Source organism: Paenibacillus sp. JT22N1 (assembly GCF_059692155.1).
Genome location: NZ_JCAUAW010000010.1, coordinates 69,842 through 89,029, shown reverse-complemented (window position 1 = coordinate 89,029; position 19,188 = coordinate 69,842). Strand labels below are relative to the sequence as shown.

The following is a 19,188-nucleotide window of genomic DNA, read 5'->3' as shown; positions in this document are numbered from 1 at the left end:
GCTCTATTTTATATAAAAAGTCCGAAATTAAAAATGCTCCAAAACAACCTTTCCAACTGTGTTGCCTGCTTCAATCATGGCGTGGGCCTTCCGCATATTTGTTGCATCGATAGGCTCCAACTTTACAGTCAAAGTGGTACGGATGGTGCCAGAATCGATTAGTTGGGCTACTTCATTCAGCAGTTTATGTTGTTCAACCATATCGGCTGTTTGGAACATCGAGCGGGTGAACATTAATTCCCATACAAACGTTACGCTTTTATTTTTAAGCAAAGTCAAATTGAGTGGCTGATCCGTTTCAACGATGGAGCAAATTTTGCCTTGCGGCGCAATCGCTTCGGCCATGTTCTGCCAGTGCTGCTCCGTACTATTTAAACACAAGATATAGTCGGTATGCTGTATGCCGAGAGCGTTTAATTGAGGAACGAAAGAACTGTAGTGATTGATGATATGATCTGCTCCCATTGTTTTCACCCAATCGATCGATTCGGGACGGGAAGCCGTACCTATCACCATCAGGCCGGCATACTTAGCCAGTTGCGTTGCAATGGATCCTACACCTCCAGCAGCACCTATGATCAAAATAACCTTGCCTGTGTTAATGTCTTTATTGTGGGACACACCTAGTCGGTCAAACAGTGCCTCCCAAGCTGTGATAGCTGTTAACGGCAGTGCTGCCGATTGAGCGAAATCAAGCGATGACGGTTTCGTTCCGACGATACGTTCATCGACAAGATGAAACTCGCTGTTTCCGCCCGGGCGTGTAATGCTGCCTGCATAATAAACCTCATCGCCTGGTTGAAATAATGTGCATTCCGGTCCTGTTTGTTCCACTACACCCGCGACATCCCAACCCAGGATTCTTGGTGATACTTCAATCTTATCTTTTGGAGCCCTTACTTTGGTATCGACTGGATTTACAGAAATAGCCTTAACTTTGACAAGGAGATCTTTACCTATAGGAACCGGCTTCTCAATTTCCACATCAATCAAGCTTTCCGAATGCTCCACATTTAAATACTTATATAGACCTACTGCTTTCATAGTCTCTTTTGCAATCATATTTCCCATCTCCTCATTTAAATAATTGTTCTATGTTGTTAGTTTAATCGATTCGTTTTAAAATAGTAAGTACGCACAATGATGTTATGTAGTATCAATTTGTATACTGTTAAGGAGCTGAATCGTAATGCGTGATCGTAAAAGCGGGTACGGCAACCTTCATAATGATGAAGGCTGTCCAGTTGAATATACATTGGATGTTATTGGAGGCAAATGGAAAGGCGTTATTTTATATCACCTGATTGGAGGGACCAAAAGATTTAATGAATTCAGAAGAATCTGTCCATCCATTACGCAGAGAATGCTGACTCTACAATTAAGAGAACTGGAAGAGGACGGCATTGTCCACCGCGAGGTGTATCATCAAGTTCCTCCAAAGGTTGAATATTCGTTGACTGACTTCGGACAAACATTGGTTCCTATTATTTTACTTATGAAAGATTGGGGCAATGCTTACAAAAACAAGTCGGAGTGTCGCGTCTAACGGCTAAGTTGTCGGAATTTTGCCATCCGAAAGGTTGGTTTTTTCATATTAGGTAATATTATCTTTCTCTCGTAGATACCAAGCGTGTCGATTTTTGTGGTAGACTAATAGAGAGAAACCGAGATGCTTACATAGCTGCAATCGGTTGAGGCAGGATGGTGCTGTAACGGAATGAGAATGACGAATATGCTGCATTTCACCGAGAACCACAGGTTTTGTGTGAACCGTGAGTTTTCTTTGAGCAGTCTGGATTATAAAATGTTAGCAATTATGTATCAGCCTATGATCGGCGGTTTGGCTATTAGTCTCTATCAAGCACTTTATCTGCAGATGAGTGCAGAAAAAGTCGGATATTCGCCTCTGGAACAACAGCGAAAGCTGTTTCTACTGCTCGAGCTTGAGCAGGGGGAGCGAGGACGCAAATATTTAATAGAGCAATCTTCGAAGCTTGAAGCCATAGGGCTCCTGCAGACAACTCGCAAGTTTCTTCCGGGTGAAGAAGACTATGTCTTCGTATACACCTTGTTCCCTCCGCTAGGGCCCAATGAGTTTTTCCGCAATCAGCATTTGACGCTGCTGCTCCGCGATAAGGTCGGTAAGTTCATGCTCCTGTCCCTTCGGGAAGAGCTGCTCTCGCCGGAGCCGGAAGAGTGCCGTGACGCGAGTGAAGAGAACCTGTCTGTTCCGTTCTATGATCTATTCCGCCTCAATACTCAGGTGGTTGATTACGAACTGGAGCAAGCCCTGTATGAGGCCTCAGCCAGTAAACAGGGAGATGCTCGAATGGACGTGACAACCAAAGGCTTCCAGTATGCGGATATCATTATGAGGTTCCCGCGAGGAGCGAGTAATCGTGTTTTCGTTGAAGCTCTCAAGCATAAACCGGATCAGATGGCTGCAATTAATATCGTGGCGAAGAAGTACAACCTATCGCTTCAGGAAACATGCCGTTTGCTGGATGAGGATGGCGCATTCACCGAAGAGGGCGAGCTGCAGATGGATCTTATGCAGTATAATGCGAATCTGTTCTACAGACAGAGCAAGAAGCGGGATGAGGAACGAGAGCGCACGTTGTCTAGGTCGGAAGAGAAGTCTCAAGGCGATGCCAATGAGGATATGCTAGACACGTCTGGAGACAAGTCAGTCGAGATGGCTTATTACCTAGAAGTGCCGCAGCAGCTGCGCGGGGAATGTACAGATCATCAATACAATTACATTATGCGAAATGAGCCGTACACGGCAGTTCTGAAAATGTTCTTTACTCAGGGCTCCATTCCGGACGGTGTACTTAATATATTTGAGAAGATTGATTTGAATTATAGATTGAAAGAGGAAGTCATTAATGTCTTGATCCACTTCCTACATATTGACCGCCGCTCGTGGGCCAAGTCTTCCATTGAGGCGGTCGCATCGGATATGCTGGGCAAGCAAATTGTCACTTACGAACAAGCAGTGGAATATGTGCGTGAGAAAATCAGCTACAAACAGAAGGCTGCTTCCAAGGTAGAGGCCGCTAAGGCTAGCGGTGGCTCTGTAACTAGAGGCCGACAAGGCAAGACGCAGAAGCCTCATATTCCGATCGTTGTGCCAGATGCCGGCACAGCGGCGGCTTCGAGGCTGACAGATGAAGAGCTGGAAGCCGCGAGACGGATGGCGCAGAAGCTGGACGAGCGCTTTAATCGGAAGAGCTGACGGTTAGCGCCGATGGAATAACGTTACAAGAGAATTATAAGGAGGTGCAGGAAGCATGGATTCCCTTTCTCACTTACTCAAATCAATGCCGCAATCCGAATGGAGACGGAAGGCAGAAGCGAAAATTAAAGTTGTCATGGATGACGCCTTAGTTCATAAATTTCGCCAAAAGTATCCATTTGTCGATGACTATACCATTAAGATTAATATGAACAAGCTGTATCAATATGTGACAGAGTTCAAAAACTGTTCGAACTGTCCAGGTTTAGAAAACTGTCCGAATGATATGTCAGGGCATTATACGATGTTAACAGCCGATTCCGTCAATGAAAAGTCGTTTGTTCATGAGGAAAAGGTAGCTTGTAAGAAGTTCAACGCGAAGCAGCTGCAGGATGCCATAAGCAGCCGAATCCGCACTTTTCACGTGGATCCGCGGATGATTTCGCGCAGCTACTCTTTTGGAGATATCCTTGAAACGGATCTGGACCGGGCGAAAGCCGTTATGCAAATTAACGACTATGTCAGCCTTACGATGGAAGAGGGACTTCAGACTAGAGGACTCTATTTATCTGGATCATTTGGAACGGGGAAGACGTTCCTGATGGGCTATATGCTGCATCAGCTGGCCAAAGTTGGTATGACAGGTGCAATCGTCTATATGCCGGATTTTGCTGAGGACTTGAAGGGAATGTTCCAAGAGCCCTACAAGCTGAAGGAAACGATTGATCTTCTGAAGGAAACGGATCTATTAGTTTTCGATGATATTGGCGCGGAGAATTTGAATCCGTGGCTGCGAGATCATGTTATTGGCGCTATCGTAAATCATCGCATGAATCGTAAGCCGACCTTTTTCACATCCAATTACGCACTCTCTGATTTGGAGAAGCATTTCAGCTTCACGAATAAAGATGGTGACGAGGAGTACAAGGGACAACGGATTATGGACCGTATTCGACCCTTTGTCGATGTGGTTGTGGTAACAGGTACGAACAAGCGTGGGAAATAGTAAAAAGCTGTGCAGATGAGTTCATCTGTACAGCTTTTTTAAATTATAAAAAACGACATGAAAAAACCACTTCACACTGAGTGCAAAGCGGTTCTCTTTCAGGATTGGACATTCCTATTTCATAACTTGAATCACGGTTGCAATGGCTGCAATTAGAAACAAAAAGCCAAAGAAAGCGCCAAAGCCAATGCCTACATCCATGAAATCATTACGCGGTTCTTCGTACACGTGAAGCTCAGGGTGTTTAGGATCGCTCATGTGGTTACCCCCTACGTCCGACATTCGTATGTTTAAGTTTAGTATACCCAAATTCGTCGAAAGTTGTAAAGCTTATCAAAGTGACAATTGTGCAAACAATAACGGATAGCAGCGGAAAGTATAAAATAAGACTTGACTCTAACATTAGTGTCATGGTTTACAATGAAATCATCCTTACTTGATCAAGGAAAAGGAAAAAGGTGAAGGCCATGCGGATTAGTGAGTTATCCAAGCTTACCGGAGCCAGTATTCGTTCTTTACGGTATTATGAGGCGAAAGGGCTAATCGCGACACAGCGTGAAGAAAATGGATATCGGGTGTTCAACCAGATGGCTGTTGAGCGCGTGAAGACCATTCAGTTTTATTTGAGCTTAGGTTTTACGACCGAACAAATTGAAAGCTTTCTGAACTGCGTCATGAAAAATCAGGAGTCGATGTGCGATGATTTGCTGCCACTCTACACAGAGAAGCTCGAAGAAATCGAACAACAGATGAAGATGCTGCAGCTGCTGCAAGCTAATTTGAAGGATCGTATTGCTTATATCGAGCAGCAAAGAGTTCAGGGGCTGCCTGTAGGTTTACCTGCTAAGTAGATCCAATTTCAACCTTTTTGCTAACTTATGGCTTGGTTGAAATGACCCACTGGTGTGGTATACTTTACATGTTGACGTTCATCGGTAGCTAGGTACTACTTGATGTTATAAATCAAATCCATTCTTAGAAGGAGGAACTATCATGTCAATCGTGAATGTTTCTGATAACAGTTTTAAAGCCGAAGTTGAAGGAGAAGGTACAGTACTTGTAGACTTCTGGGCACCTTGGTGCGGACCTTGTAAAATGATCGCTCCCGTTTTGGAAGAGCTTGATAAAGAAATTGAGTCCTTGAAAATAGCAAAAGTAAATGTGGATGACAATCCAGAGTCTGCTGCTCGCTTTGGTGTAATGAGTATCCCAACATTGATCGTGTTCAAAGATGGACAGCCAGTTGATAAAGTAGTTGGCTTCCAATCCAAAGAAGCGCTGAAAAATGTTGTTTCTCGTCATCAATAATTTGTTACAAACTAGAAACAATTGTTCGTGAGAAAAAGCTCTTTTTCTGCTATGCTGAAAAAGAGCTTTTTTTGTTTTCCGATATCAGGGAAGCGTTTATAATTGGTAGCTACTGCGACGATAATGTTGTACGAAATACAACAATTGTTCGAGTAGATGAGCATTTATGGACGAATGTTGTATTTTGTACAACAAAAATGGCCTTATTCCTCTTATATGCCTATATTGAGGTTAAATTGTTGTATGAAATGTAAGATTAACAGCGAAATGGCATGCCCTGAGGTGAAAATGTTGTACGCAGTGCAACATGTAGCTGCTTTGGAACTTAGGAACTTAGAAGCTTAAGAGCTTAAGAGCTTATGAACTTAGTGGGGAAATATGTGTAAGTTTTTGTGTGAGAGGAGATTGGATGCATGACCGAACATGAGCATGAGGACGCTGGAGTCCGTGAACAGAGTCTTGAAGTAATCAAAGACAAGCTGAGCTTATTACCGGATAAGCCAGGCTGTTATATCATGAAAAACCGCGAAGGTACCATCATTTATGTGGGAAAAGCGAAAGTTCTGAAGAATCGTGTGCGCTCCTATTTCACGGGGAGCCACAGTGCAAAGACGCAAAAATTAGTCAGCGAAATCCGCGACTTTGAATATATAATTACCTCCTCTAACATGGAGGCTTTGATTCTTGAGTGTAATCTGATTAAGCAGCATCATCCGCGGTACAACGTACTCTTGAAGGATGATAAGACGTTCCCGTACATCAAGATTACACATGAAGAGCAGCCGCGCCTAGAAGTCACGCGGCGGGTGTTTAAAGATAAGGGCAAGTACTTTGGCCCTTATCCGAATGCCTTTGCGGCCCAGCAGACGAAGAAGCTGCTGGACCGGCTTTATCCACTACGCAAGTGCAAGACGATGCCCGAGAAAGTATGCCTATACTATCATATCGGGCAGTGTCTGGCGCCTTGCGAATTCGAAGTATCCGCCGAGACGAACGAGCGGATGGTGCAAGAGATCAGCCGTTTCCTGAACGGAGGACACGACGTTATTAAGGAAGAGCTGACGACCAAAATGCTGGCCGCAGCGGAGGAACTGAACTTCGAACGCGCCAAGGAACTGCGCGATCATATCATGAATATCGACGCCGTGATGGAGAAACAGAAGATCACGACGGCTGATGCGCTAGACCGAGATGTCTTCGGATACGCGGTCGACAAAGGCTGGATGGCTGTGCACATCCAGTACATGCGTCAGGGCAAGCTCATCGAGCGGCACGTCTCGCTGTTTCCGTATTACGGTGATGAGTACAATGACTTCATCACCTACGTTACTCAGGTCTACAGCGACAATCCAGCGCTGCCGAAGGAGATCTTCCTGCCGTCGATACCCGTACAGGCGGCTGTTGCTCCCGTGACGGGGGCGGAAGGGGAAGTCGATATACCTACAGCTGCTCCTTCGGATGTCATTGCTGAAGCTCCCGTTGAAGCCACAATTGACACCCTTGCGGAAATCCCTGCGGAAGTTGTTGCTCAAGTAGAGGCTGAAGAGAAGGATGTCCGCGAAGCACTGGAATCCTGGCTCAAGGTCAAGGTGCATATCCCACAGCGAGGGCTGAAGAAGCAAATGGTCGATATGGCCAAAGACAATGCCCGCAATGCGCTGGATGAGAAATTCCGCTTGGTGGAGCGCGATGAGCGCCGCACGACCAAAGCGGTTGAGAATCTTGGAGAGTGGCTCGGCACGGGAACGATTCGTCGTATCGAAGCTTTCGATAACTCGAACATACAAGGGACGAACCCGGTTTCTGCGATGGTCGTTTTCGTGGACGGCAGGCCCGATCGTAAGGAGTACCGCAAGTACAAAGTCAAAACGGTCGTTGGCCCGGATGACTACGAAACAATGCGCGAAGTCATTCGTCGAAGATACGAGCGTGTGCTTAAGGACAATCTCACGATGCCTGACCTGATTGTCGTGGATGGAGGGAAAGGGCAGATCTCAGCCGCAATCGACGTGCTGGAGAACGAATTAGGCCTATTCATACCTATTTGTGGACTAGTGAAAGATGCCAAGCACAAAACAGCGCAGCTTATGATCGGAGATCCCGCAGAAGTTGTGCCACTTCCGCGTGACAGCCAAGAGTTTTACCTGCTGCAGCGGATTCAAGACGAGGTTCACCGTTTCGCGATTACGTTCCACCGCGAGACAAGGGCGAAGTCAATGGTTGTTTCACAACTGGACGCGATTCCCGGCATCGGGGAGAAACGCCGGAAGGCATTGCTTAAGCACTTTGGCTCCGTACGCAAAATAAAAGAGGCTGAAGTCCAAGACTTCAAGCCTCTGGGTATTGGTGAGAAATTAGCTAACGAAATTCTCAAAGCGCTTCAAGGCGAGGCGGTGGCTCCCCAGGAATAAGGGGACCCCGCCTTTTTCCATGCAGCCAGGCTAGCAGCAAGCCAATCAAACCAGGCAGAACGATATAGAAAATGCCAGCAAGCACATCGCTTACATGTCCGAGGTAGAAGAGGGACATCCCCATGAGGATGCTGTCCATGCAGGCATGAGCGAATACGGCGGTAATGAAACCGTACTTAAGGAAGACATAACCAAGAATAATGCCAATGATGGTGACCTCAATTAGCCGAGTATACACTGGATAAATGGGATATTGGGTATGACTAGCCGCCCAGATTACGCTGGGAATGACAATCGCAATAAAGTTTGAGCGAAACAGCTTCTTAAATAGAATGATGCCGAGCAGTCGGTAGGTCGCCTCTTCAGATATGGCAGCAACCCAGGCCATAAGAGGGAAGAAGCGAGGTTCTACCATATTAAGAACTGAATCGGACGGATCGTTCACAGCCCAAACATCAAAATTTACTTCACCTGTGTAAAAGAGCACCTGCTGAACGCCTAAGATGAAGAGAGCAAGCAAATAGCCGCGCCCCATGCCGCTATAAACCTCAGTCCCAAATGATGATTCCTTCCAAGACGGCCATTTCCGCTTTCCGATTGAATTCCACAATCCATTACCTGCAACTAAAGCCAGGTAGAGAGATATGCCGAGCAGCACAGTCACTACATTCATGAAAATAATAGTTGCCCATGTTGCGAATTCATCGTTCAGAGCTCCACTCATAGACCTAAAAGCAGGGTACATATTAAAATTGTTGGTGATATAAATAGCTAAGAAAATGGCTGTCAGTAGTAGGCCTCTACTGAATTTCATATGTTTTCTATAGATGATGGCGAATACAATCGCGGCAATGGTCATGATGAGTGTGAAGCCCATGGAAATCCAAGTCATGATAGATGCTGATCGATCCTGCTGATCGATCCAGATTTGATGCGACGCAGGTAAGCTGAACAGCACGTTGTAACCGGTCAGATTTTTATCATCGAAATCAACTCGAACCTGTAACTTAGCTTCACCAAGCGGTTTCGATTGCTTTTCATAAAATAAGGTTGTTCCATGTGCTTGATCGTTTTCGGCAGTCCGTTTATCTATGGGTGCGAAGTCATCCGGCTCAAATCCTTGCTTCCGAATTTCCTGCTTGGCCAAAATGTCTGCTTTCTGCTTACTGATGATTGCCTGATCGGAAGGATTTTGCGCTTCACGCCATCCAATAACCGATGCATTCGTGTAATTAATCTCAACTTCAAACTGACGGTTGGTCTTGGTATCTTCTACGCTTACTTGATAGTAATCAATGGGGTAACGCTCCCCATAGTCCTTCATATAAGCTTCTAACAAATGCTCCTTTTGCAAATAACCGCTGCGATCCTTCTTGGACTGATAAACAACAAAGGTTTGGGGGTTATGCACATCGTAACGCTCACTTACAAATTGCGCTGCGCGATCCGCAGCCTGCTGCTTCGTGATAGTAGGATTTTCTGCTGCCGACGGTTCTTCGGCCTGAAGACCGTACAATGCGGATATTCCCATGTAAAGGGCTACTCCAATGCATGCAAGGAAGAGGAGAAAACGATTTAATTTTGGCCTTATCATAGTGAGTTCCCTTCTACATTCTCGATTCTGAAATCACATCTTTCACGTTATCATAGTTTAAAAAGAAAGCCAATTTAGTGGTAAAGAATTAAAAACAATTATATAATACCTATCAATTGGGTACGTTCGGAATTTCTAAATAATAACGGGGGAACCCTACCGTTAACGTATTGGAAAATCCTTATGTCTTTTTTGCAAATACAGGAGGCACTATGATTAAGAAAATGAATATTTGGCGACTAACGCCTCCACAAATTCTCGTTCTCGGATTTGCTGCTATTATATTCTTAGGAGCAGGGCTTTTGACACTTCCCTTTGCATCGGCAACGGGACATTCAATTGCTTTTATTGATGCGTTGTTTACAGCGACTTCGGCAACATGTGTGACAGGTTTGGTCGTAGTAGATACAGGAAGTGTCTACACGATGTTTGGGCAGATCGTCATTGTGAGCTTGATTCAAATTGGCGGATTGGGTTTCATGACGATGTCGACTTTAATCGCGTTTGCCTTCCGTAAAAAAATTACATTAAAAGAAAGACTAGTTCTGCAAGAGGCATTTAACCAAGGCAGTATGGAAGGTATCGTCCGACTTATTCGTAAAGTTATTATCTATTCGTTATCGATTGAAGCCATTGCAGCAGTCATTTTCACAATTCGTTGGTCATTTGATATGGATTTTGCTCAAGCCCTTTACTTCGGGATTTGGCATGCCATATCCATGTTTAATAACGCAGGTTTCGATTTATTTGGAACAGTTGATGCACCATTTGTTTCCTTTACAGCCTATGCTAACGATTTCGTGGTGAACTTTGTTGTAATGGCGCTTATTGTTCTTGGCGGTATTGGTTTCATTGTTATGTCTGATTTGATGGACTATAAGACTAAGAAGAAGCTTTCCCTGCATTCCAAAGTGGTACTTAGCATGACAGGCTTTCTTATTGTGTTTGGAGCTATTATCATCTTTATATTCGAATATACAAATATCAGAACCATGGGTTCGCTGGATTTAGGCGGGAAAATATTAGCCTCCTTCTTCCAATCCGTTGCCCCTCGTACAGCTGGGCCAAATACGGTTGATATTGGGGCTCTTCGCCAAGCGTCCCAATTTTTCATTGTCATTCTTATGTTTATCGGTGCTTCACCCGGCTCTACAGGTGGAGGTATTAAAACAACTACATTTACGATTCTAATTAGTGCTATAGTGACGATGATCCGTGGGAAAGAGGATATTGTCATTTTCCGTTATCGTTTGGCTAAGGATCGTATTCTCAAGGCTATTACCTTAACCATGATGGCTCTGTTTTTAGTTATCATTGTCACTATGCTGTTATCGACGACGGAGGATTCACAGTTTTTGAAAATTTTGTTTGAGGTGACATCCGCCTTCGGTACTGTAGGTCTGACTATGGGTTTGACTCCTGAATTAACAACATTTGGGAAAATCCTCATAAGTTTAACGATGTTTGCTGGGCGTCTAGGGCCTATCACATTAGCCTATGCACTGCAGCCGAAGCAAGAGAAAGAACTATATAGATACCCAGAGGGTAAAATCACGATTGGATAAGGGGAACTACGAACATGAAAAAAAATCAATATGTCGTAATCGGGCTGGGTCGTTTTGGGGCCAGTATTTCCAAAGAACTCATAAAGCTTGGTTATGAAGTGTTGGGTATTGATAAAGATGAAGAAGTCGTTGATGAGCTGAGTTCTGTGCTTACCCATACGGTAGTTGCAGATGCGACGGATGAAGAGGTATTGAAATCATTGGGCGTACGAAATTTCGACTGCGCTGTTGTAGCCATTGGGGATGATATTCAATCGAGTATCCTAGCGGCTATTGTACTTAAAGATTTGGGGATCAAAAAGGTTGTCGCTAAAGCATTGTCCGAACTCCATGGCAAAGTACTGAATAAGCTAGGTGTCGACCGTGTGATTTATCCGGAGCGAGATATGGGGATTCGTGTTGCACATCAACTCGTATCACCTAATCTTCTGGACTATATTGAGATTTCCAAAGAGTATACGATCGTGGAATTATCTGTCCCTAAGAATCTATGTGGCTATGCTCTCAGGGAACTAGATCCTCGTGCTAAGTATGGCTGCAGTATTGTAGCTATCAATAAACAAAATGGGATTATCATTGCACCAACGGCGGGTGATGTCGTGAATGAGAATGATGTGATGGTCATCATCGGAACCAACAATCAAATTGATAAATTTGAAAGTGAAGTTATCGGATAATGGAAAATACAACCTCGATCCTAATTGATCATGTTATCATTTTACTTGTGCTTATTTTTGGATTGGGTATGATATCTGGGAAAGCGGCGCAATGGTTGAAGCTTCCTGATGTTGCTCTATTTCTCATAGCGGGTATGCTGGTGGGACAAGCCTTTCATTGGATTACCGAGTCCAGCACATCTTTTACGAATCAATTCATCCTTGTCATTGGCTCTACCTTAATCCTCTTCGATGGAGGACGCAATATTAGACTTTCTGGTCTTCGCAAGGTATGGCTTACTGTAAGTTTACTCAGTGTTCCTGGCGTTCTTATCACATGCGGTGCAGTGGCAGTAGTCGCTCATTTGCTGCTGGATTTACCTTGGCTTTATGCTCTATTACTGGGGGCGATTATCGCTTCAACGGACCCTGCAACCCTGATCCCAGTGTTTAAACAAGTGAAGATTCGTACGAAAGTGCGTGAAACGGTTGAAAGTGAATCTGCTTTTAATGACGCGACGGCTTCGATTCTAACTTTTTCTTTATTAGCCATTATTCTTGGCACTCAAGAGGTTTCTGTTGCTTCGGGTGTCATTGATTTTGTGAAGACAGCACTGGGTGGGCTTCTAGTTGGTGCGGTAATTGGTTATGTGATGACGTTCCTGACGGCTCATTTGAAGCTGGGTCATCTAAGAGACTACGCAACGATAGCGATGGTTGTGACTTCACTTGGTGCTTATATCGCGGGAGAAGCAATAGGTGTAAGCGGTTTTATGGCGACCTTTACAGCGGGATTGATCTGGGGGAACGCAGGTACTTTTAAGCTGGAAATGAATGATAAACAGCTTGAAATGGAGCATTTTTCAGAAAATATTACGGTCATCATGCGCATGCTCATATTCATCTTGCTAGGCAGTCAAGTGAATTTTCCATTAATCCTTGAGCATTTCTGGACAAGCTTAGGTGTTATCTTTGTATTTATGTTTATCGCTCGCCCACTCACGGTACTGATCTGTACATGGCCGGATCGTAAAGCGAAGTGGAAGCGAAATGAAATTCTGTTCATGTTCTGGGTTCGAGAGACAGGTGTTATACCCGCGGCGTTATCCGGAATGGTAGCTGGGATGGGCGTTCAGCATAGTGATCTTATTGCGAGCGTTACGTTCATGGCCGTGCTTATAACCATTTTGTTTCAAGCAAGTACAACTGCTTATGTTGCGCGTAAACTGGGTCTTGAAATAAAGCCCGACGATCCCGAGAACCATGAATAAAATAAGTTTCTTTGATCACCAATCGACTATTCAATTAATAAATTTGCGAGTACATATACAACAAGAGAATTTCTAACTGAAGGTGGCCCCCCATGTATAAGGTATTAATAATTGAAGACGATGCCATGATCGGCGATATGGTTACTATGTATTTAAGTGAAGAAGGATTTCATGTCATAAGAAAGGCAAATGGGGCAGAAGGTATTGCAGCCGTCTCGCAGTTTGATCCAGATGTCATTTTGCTTGATCTGATGCTGCCTGATATGGACGGTCTTGCATTATGCAGACAAGTTCGGGAAACCTCGAAAATACCTATTATGATCGTCTCGATGAAAAGTAAAGTTGTTGAACGAGTTAACGCGCTCGGGGCAGGTGCGGATGACTATATGTGTAAACCGTTCAGTATGCACGAGATGAGTGCGAGAGTTCACGCTCTCATTCGGCGCTCCAACTTGTATTTGAAATCGAGTGTGAAAACTCGTCAAGTGACGGAAGCAGCTGGAGGATCTACGACTGCGGTTTTAGAAGCAGTCTTGGATATCAATAAGAAGATTACGCTCAATCCGAATACGCGCTCAATGCGTGTTCATGGTGTTTTAGTGGAAACGACTTATTCGGAATTCGAAATTATGAAATGCTTCGTGAATCATCCAGGTCGTGTATATAGCCGAGAAGATTTACTGCAAACGGTTCGCGGATTTGACTGTTTAGTTACGGATCGGGCCATTGATGTACATATTGCTAACCTTCGTAAAAAGATCGAGGACAATCCCAAAGAACCTAAGTGGATTCGGACGGTTTGGGGTGTAGGCTATAAATTTGTTTATTAGAAAAAGAACCTCTAGCCTCAGCACCTTCTAGGATGCGTGGCATAGAGGTTTTATTTTTGATTGGCGAAGTAATTGATCGCTTGAGTTATAAACTTCATAGACGCCATATTATCCGCTGTATGGTCGGAGTAAATGAGGGAAGTCGTTCGTTTCGTCTGTTCTAACTCGACTAGATTGCGCAAAATCAATTCATTATTACGAATTAAATCTTCACGTAAATAGGATCTTGGAAGTAAGGTTGCCGTTTTACAGGTTGAAACGAGCCGGATGATGGCTTCGAAGGAGTCGATCTCCATTTGTACATTGGGTAATATGGTATAACGGTTGAACAGCTCATCCATCAAAATGCGATACCAAGTACCTTTGGAGAAGAGGATCATCGGCAGTTCATTTAAATCGTTCATTGTGATGGTGGTGCGATCGATAAGAGGATGTCCTAGAGGAAGCACCAGACATAAGTGATCATCGAATAAAGGCTCACAATGAAGGCTGGAAGCATTAATCTGGGAAGCAACGATGCCGATATCCACTTTGTTTTCTTTCGCCATGGTAACGATCTCATGCGTCTTCCCTGTAAGCAGCTTAATTTCTGTCAGAGGGTAATCCTGCAAGTAATCTGTGATAAGATCTGGGAGCGTTGTTTGAAGCGTTGTCAGGCTTGCCCCTATGGTAATCGAAGTATGGCTGCCCGCTGCTTTGTAGGTTTGGATCGCTTGCTTGAACTTGCGCTCTAGATGACGCAGTTCTAAGGCATGGTCATAACAAATTTGACCGACTTTGGTCAGCTCCAGCCTTTTCCCTTTGCGGATAAAGAGTTCAACGCCTAGCTCTTCCTCTAACTTCATTATTTTACGAGAGAGAGCCGGTTGGGAAATGTTTAATAACTGAGATGCTTTATTGAGGCTTACCTGTTCGACAACAACAGCGAAAACATCCAAAAGTTCCATGCTTCTATCGACTCCTTTTTCGCTTAGCATATGTGTTTAAGTTATAAGTGTATATAAAAAAACGGCACTTCCATTATAAGCGTGAAAGAGGTACGATGTACATGTCACTTTTTATTCACATTTCTTGGACGAAGGTGTATAATCATTCACTGATTTGGCAAAATAGGCTTGGATGATTATGGGTTGACGCTCGTTTGCGGCGAGAGTAGAATGATATGTGGCTTGTCTTGTCTGATCATGTCGGATAAATGATGAATGAATTTTTATGAGGGGGGAATTGGTTCAATTATGGGTAATTCGTATTACTTTCGAAAGATCCACTCTTTGCTTGGCGTAATTCCTGTGGGCTTCTTTCTTATTGAGCATTTGCTCACGAACTATGAAGCAACTAAGGGACCAGGCGCGTTCGTGGATCAAATTAACTGGTTAAATGGCTTGCCATTGGTGCTGCTCATGGAAATCGTGGGGATTTGGCTTCCGCTTCTTTACCATGCAGTTTATGGACTTTACGTTGCGTATCAAGCACGAAATAACGTGTCGAATTACAGTTATTTCCGCAATCAAATGTTCATGCTTCAACGGGTTACTGGTGTCATTACCTTCTTGTTCATTGCTTGGCATTTGTTCGAGACTCGTTTGCAGGTTGCCTTAGGTAATGTTGCGCATGAAGAGCTTGGTCGAACGATGCATGATATTGCGACGAATCCGGTTATGTTCACGATCTATGTAGTAGGTATCGTTTCCGCTACGTTCCATTTCTGTAATGGACTTTGGTCGTTCCTGGTTAGCTGGGGGATTACAATTGGGCCGCGTGCGCAACGTATTTCTTCCATTATTTGGATGGTCGTATTCGTTGTCATGTCCGTGATGTTTATTATGTCTTTGACTGCATTTACAGATACGCAATTTCAGCTTCCGGTAGAAGCGCATACGGGGCATTAAGGGAGGGTGAACAGAAGTGGCTAATTCAAAAATTATCGTCGTCGGTGGAGGCCTTGCGGGACTCATGGCGACAATTAAGGCAGCAGAGGCCGGGGTACATGTGCAATTGTTCTCCTTGGTTCCTGTTAAACGTTCCCATTCCGTATGTGCGCAAGGCGGCATTAACGGAGCGGTGAATACGAAGGGTGAAGGTGACTCCACGTGGGAGCACTTTGATGATACAGTTTACGGTGGAGATTTCTTAGCAAATCAACCACCTGTTAAGGCTTTGTGCGACGCGGCTCCAGGTATTATCCATTTAATGGACCGTATGGGCGTTATGTTCAACCGTACACCAGAGGGTCTTCTGGATTTCCGTCGTTTCGGCGGTACCAAATATCATCGTACGGCATTCGCAGGCGCTACTACAGGGCAGCAGCTCTTGTACGCACTTGACGAGCAAGTACGCCGCTGGGAAACAGCTGGTCTTGTAACAAAATTCGAGCATTGGGAGTTCCTAGGTTCCGTTCTCGATGATGATGGCGTGTGCCGTGGTATTGCAGCTCAAGATTTGCGGAGCATGGAAATTCAAACGTTCCCATCCGACGCGGTCATCTTGGCTACAGGCGGTCCTGGTATCATTTTCGGCAAAACAACGAACTCGGTTATTAATACAGGTACGGCTGCAAGTGCTGTTTACCAACAAGGCGTTAAATATGCGAATGGCGAAATGATTCAAATTCACCCAACGGCGATTCCCGGAGATGACAAGCTTCGCTTGATGTCTGAATCTGCGCGTGGTGAAGGCGGACGTATTTGGACATATAAAGACGGGAAGCCTTGGTACTTCCTCGAAGAGAAATATCCGGCATACGGTAACTTGGTGCCACGTGATATTGCAACTCGCGAGATCTTCTCGGTGTGCGTAGACCAGAAGCTTGGTATTAACGGTGAGAACATGGTTTACCTCGATCTTTCTCATAAAGATCCGAAGGAGCTTGATATTAAGCTTGGCGGTATTATGGAAATCTACGAGAAATTCATGGGCGACGATCCGCGTAAAATTCCGATGAAGATTTTCCCAGCGGTTCACTATTCCATGGGCGGAATCTGGGTTGATTACAACATGATGACGAACATTCCCGGTTTATTCGCTGCTGGTGAGTGTGAGTATCAACATCACGGTGCGAACCGTCTCGGAGCGAACTCACTCGTTTCAGCTATCTATGATGGAATGGTTTCCGGTCCTAAAGCGGTTGAGTATATCCGCGGCTTAGAGAAGCACGCTGACGATACTTCCTCAATCGTATATGATCGCGAGAAGAAACGTCATACAGACCGTTACGAGAACTTGCTCAAAATGAACAACGGTACAGAGAATGCCTACGTTCTGCATAAAGAGCTTGGCGACATGATGAATGCCAACATGACGGTTGTTCGTTACAATGATCGTCTCGAAGATACGATTGGTAAGATCAAGGATTTGAAAGAAAGATACAACAACATCAACATCACAGATACAGCTCGTTGGAACAATCAAGGGGTTGCGTTCACTCGTCAGCTCTGGAACATGTTCGAGTTGGCTGAAGCGATGACACTTGGCGCTTTGCTGCGTAACGAGAGCCGCGGTGCGCATTACAAGCCAGAATTCACTGAGCGTGATGATGAGAACTTCATGAAAACAACAATTGCCGATTGGACGCCAGATGGCCCGAAAATCAGCTATGAAGAAATCGATGTATCTTTGATTGCACCGCGGAAACGTGACTACTCCACGGAGAAGAAAAAGGGAGGACATTAATCATGGCTGAGACACTAAGCGCACAAAAGACAGTGAAGTTTATCGTGACTCGTCAAGAGAGTCCAGATTCCAAACCTTATACCGAGGAATTTGAAATTCCTTATCGCTCCAATATGAATGTCATCAGCGGTTTGATGGAGGTACAGCGTAATCCGAAGAATGCCAAAGGTGACAAGACGACTCCTGTATGCTGGGAATCCAACTGTCTCGAGGAAGTATGCGGAGCTTGTTCCATGGTTATCAACGGTAAGCCGCGTCAAGCTTGTTCGGCTCTTGTTGATAAGTTGGAGCAGCCGATTCGCGTAGCTCCAATGAGCACTTTCCCTGTTATGCGTGACCTTGTTATCGATCGTGGACGCATGTTTACGGCTTTGAAGAAAGTCAAAGCATGGGTTCCGATTGACGGTACGTATGATCTTGGACCTGGACCTCGTATGGCAGAGTCGAAGCGTCAATGGGCTTACGAGCTTTCCAAATGTATGACATGCGGCGTTTGTCTTGAAGCTTGTCCGAACGTGAATGACAAGAACTCCTTTATCGGACCATCCGCGCTTTCTCAAGTTCGTCTGTTCAATGCTCATCCAACGGGTGAAATGAACAAAGACGAGCGTCTGGATACGTTGATGACAGATGGCGGTATCGAAGGCTGCGGTAACTCGCAGAACTGTGTACGCTCTTGTCCGAAAGGCATCCCGCTGACGACTTCAATCGCAGCACTGAATGCAGATACAACGAAACATATGTTCAAAAAATGGTTAGGCGTGTAAACTTCGCCTAATATGGATAAAGCTCGATACCCTGATCTGCAGGGTGTCGGGCTTTTTTTTACGCCAGAAGTATGCATACAGACTATCGATGGATGATGTTGTATAAAGTGCAACAATTGCTGCCTATATTGCGCCTCGCTCCCTTCGTTGTTGCATAATGTACAACAATATGGGCCTGAAATAGACCGTTTCGCAACAAATAGGCTCAAAATGTTGTACAAAATACAACTTCAACCCACCAAATAACCTTCTGGAGTGGGAATTGTTGCAGTAAATACAACATCTGTAACCACAAATGCTCATGTGAGGTTATGGTATTCCCGATGCACAGAAAAAGACCATCAGGAGAATCGCCATGATGGTCTTCGTAGAATTATGAGGCTAGTCAGCGGGCAGGCTATCAGCTTGGGTGGCTGCTTGATTATCTATAGGGGAAATCAGGAGAGGATGCTCGGATAGGGGGTGTCCTTCTTGAATCACTGAAGCAGGAACCCCCGTTAATGCAACAGGTTTAGGTAGAACAGGCTGATTATCTAACATCGTGATGTGGAAATGAATCGAGTACATCGTATACACCTCCATTTTTCGATCTATATGTTATATATTATTACACATATAGCTATTTTGACAACCATTTTATTTATTTGTGTTATATATATTGACATATAAGTCGGATGTAAGTATGATTAAGACAAATGTAGGACATCGAAGTACCAACCTCATAGCAAACTTGTTTTCTAGGGTTCCGCGACAGAATGAAGGCTGTTGGTCAGGTCCAAGAGAAGACACACGGTGAGCTTCATCGTGCACACGGAGGGATAAAAGCCCGGGAGGATATCAGAATATGATATCGTTCCGGGTTTTTCTTTTTAC

At 44.6% G+C, this 19,188-nt stretch carries 18 protein-coding genes and 1 riboswitch; of the genes, 13 read left to right on the top strand and 5 right to left on the bottom strand.

Annotation, left to right across the window (positions count from 1 at the left end):
* Nucleotides 1-27: 27 nt before the first annotated feature.
* The gene (locus AC58UU_RS19550; RefSeq protein ID WP_497318416.1) at nt 28-1,062 is read right to left on the bottom strand and encodes a zinc-binding alcohol dehydrogenase family protein; all 1,035 of its coding nucleotides are present in this window, start codon (nt 1,060-1,062) and stop codon (nt 28-30) included.
* 127 nt (nt 1,063-1,189) lie between these two features.
* Here AC58UU_RS19550 and AC58UU_RS19545 point away from each other — a divergent pair, with 127 nt between their 5' ends.
* The 3 genes from AC58UU_RS19545 to dnaI all read left to right on the top strand — a co-directional run bounded on the left by AC58UU_RS19545 (nt 1,190) and on the right by dnaI (nt 4,244).
* On the top strand, nt 1,190-1,546 hold the full coding sequence (locus AC58UU_RS19545; protein WP_171641059.1) for a winged helix-turn-helix transcriptional regulator: 357 nt from the start codon (nt 1,190-1,192) through the stop codon (nt 1,544-1,546).
* 171 nt (nt 1,547-1,717) lie between these two features.
* On the top strand, nt 1,718-3,238 hold the full coding sequence (locus AC58UU_RS19540) for a replication initiation and membrane attachment family protein (RefSeq protein WP_497318415.1): 1,521 nt from the start codon (nt 1,718-1,720) through the stop codon (nt 3,236-3,238).
* 55 nt (nt 3,239-3,293) lie between these two features.
* Nucleotides 3,294-4,244, top strand: a complete 951-nt coding sequence (gene dnaI, locus AC58UU_RS19535) for a primosomal protein DnaI (RefSeq protein WP_497318414.1) — start codon at nt 3,294-3,296, stop codon at nt 4,242-4,244.
* Nucleotides 4,245-4,358: 114 nt separating this feature from the next.
* On the opposite strand, the gene AC58UU_RS19530 is transcribed toward dnaI, so the two are convergent.
* Nucleotides 4,359-4,502: a YqzM family protein gene (locus AC58UU_RS19530; protein WP_082562634.1), complete on the bottom strand. Its 144-nt coding sequence runs from the start codon at nt 4,500-4,502 to the stop codon at nt 4,359-4,361.
* 209 nt (nt 4,503-4,711) lie between these two features.
* Between AC58UU_RS19530 and AC58UU_RS19525 the strand changes: the two genes are divergently transcribed.
* The 3 genes from AC58UU_RS19525 to uvrC all read left to right on the top strand — a co-directional run bounded on the left by AC58UU_RS19525 (nt 4,712) and on the right by uvrC (nt 7,963).
* On the top strand, nt 4,712-5,095 hold the full coding sequence (locus tag AC58UU_RS19525; RefSeq protein ID WP_497318413.1) for a MerR family transcriptional regulator: 384 nt from the start codon (nt 4,712-4,714) through the stop codon (nt 5,093-5,095).
* Nucleotides 5,096-5,237: 142 nt separating this feature from the next.
* A complete protein-coding gene (trxA, locus tag AC58UU_RS19520) occupies nt 5,238-5,552 on the top strand; it encodes a thioredoxin (RefSeq protein ID WP_057307540.1) in 315 nt (104 codons plus the stop codon).
* A 413-nt stretch (nt 5,553-5,965) separates the two neighbouring features.
* Nucleotides 5,966-7,963 carry an excinuclease ABC subunit UvrC gene (gene uvrC / locus AC58UU_RS19515; protein ID WP_497318412.1) on the top strand — a complete coding sequence of 666 codons (1,998 nt, stop codon included), beginning with the start codon at nt 5,966-5,968 and terminating at the stop codon, nt 7,961-7,963.
* On the opposite strand, the gene AC58UU_RS19510 is transcribed toward uvrC, so the two are convergent.
* On the bottom strand, nt 7,923-9,494 hold the full coding sequence (locus AC58UU_RS19510) for a CPBP family intramembrane glutamic endopeptidase (protein ID WP_497318411.1): 1,572 nt from the start codon (nt 9,492-9,494) through the stop codon (nt 7,923-7,925). The two genes, uvrC and AC58UU_RS19510, sit on opposite strands and share 41 nt — an antisense overlap.
* 275 nt (nt 9,495-9,769) lie before the next feature.
* Between AC58UU_RS19510 and AC58UU_RS19505 the strand changes: the two genes are divergently transcribed.
* The 4 genes from AC58UU_RS19505 to AC58UU_RS19490 all read left to right on the top strand — a co-directional run bounded on the left by AC58UU_RS19505 (nt 9,770) and on the right by AC58UU_RS19490 (nt 13,879).
* The gene (locus AC58UU_RS19505; RefSeq protein WP_497318410.1) at nt 9,770-11,122 is read left to right on the top strand and encodes a TrkH family potassium uptake protein; all 1,353 of its coding nucleotides are present in this window, start codon (nt 9,770-9,772) and stop codon (nt 11,120-11,122) included.
* A 14-nt stretch (nt 11,123-11,136) separates the two neighbouring features.
* Nucleotides 11,137-11,799, top strand: a complete 663-nt coding sequence (locus AC58UU_RS19500) for a potassium channel family protein (RefSeq protein ID WP_497318409.1) — start codon at nt 11,137-11,139, stop codon at nt 11,797-11,799.
* Nucleotides 11,799-13,049, top strand: coding sequence for a cation:proton antiporter (locus AC58UU_RS19495; RefSeq protein ID WP_497318408.1), 1,251 nt, complete (start codon nt 11,799-11,801; stop codon nt 13,047-13,049). The genes AC58UU_RS19500 and AC58UU_RS19495 overlap by 1 nt, the downstream gene beginning before the upstream one ends.
* A 92-nt stretch (nt 13,050-13,141) precedes the next feature.
* Entirely contained in the window at nt 13,142-13,879 is a 738-nt protein-coding gene (locus AC58UU_RS19490; RefSeq protein ID WP_497318407.1) for a response regulator transcription factor, read from the top strand.
* A gap of 50 nt (nt 13,880-13,929) precedes the next feature.
* Here the strand turns inward: AC58UU_RS19490 and AC58UU_RS19485 are convergent, their stop codons facing one another.
* Entirely contained in the window at nt 13,930-14,826 is an 897-nt protein-coding gene (locus tag AC58UU_RS19485; protein WP_497318406.1) for a LysR family transcriptional regulator, read from the bottom strand.
* Between the two features lie 288 nt (nt 14,827-15,114).
* On the opposite strand from AC58UU_RS19485, the gene AC58UU_RS19480 reads away from it, so the two are divergent.
* The 3 genes from AC58UU_RS19480 to sdhB are packed head-to-tail and all read left to right on the top strand — an operon-like array spanning nt 15,115 to nt 18,315.
* Complete coding sequence (locus tag AC58UU_RS19480; protein WP_497318405.1) at nt 15,115-15,768, top strand: succinate dehydrogenase cytochrome b558 subunit; 654 nt, start codon at nt 15,115-15,117, stop codon at nt 15,766-15,768.
* A gap of 16 nt (nt 15,769-15,784) precedes the next feature.
* Nucleotides 15,785-17,548 (top strand): succinate dehydrogenase flavoprotein subunit, encoded by a 1,764-nt coding sequence (gene sdhA, locus AC58UU_RS19475; protein ID WP_497318404.1) that lies wholly within the window; start codon nt 15,785-15,787, stop codon nt 17,546-17,548.
* A gap of 2 nt (nt 17,549-17,550) precedes the next feature.
* Nucleotides 17,551-18,315: a succinate dehydrogenase iron-sulfur subunit gene (sdhB, locus tag AC58UU_RS19470; RefSeq protein ID WP_047680827.1), complete on the top strand. Its 765-nt coding sequence runs from the start codon at nt 17,551-17,553 to the stop codon at nt 18,313-18,315.
* Nucleotides 18,316-18,696: 381 nt separating this feature from the next.
* Here the strand turns inward: sdhB and AC58UU_RS19465 are convergent, their stop codons facing one another.
* Nucleotides 18,697-18,882 carry a hypothetical protein gene (locus AC58UU_RS19465; RefSeq protein ID WP_497318403.1) on the bottom strand — a complete coding sequence of 62 codons (186 nt, stop codon included), beginning with the start codon at nt 18,880-18,882 and terminating at the stop codon, nt 18,697-18,699.
* 159 nt (nt 18,883-19,041) lie between these two features.
* A riboswitch (guanidine-I (ykkC/yxkD leader) is annotated at nt 19,042-19,150 on the top strand.
* Nucleotides 19,151-19,188 lie beyond the last annotated feature (38 nt).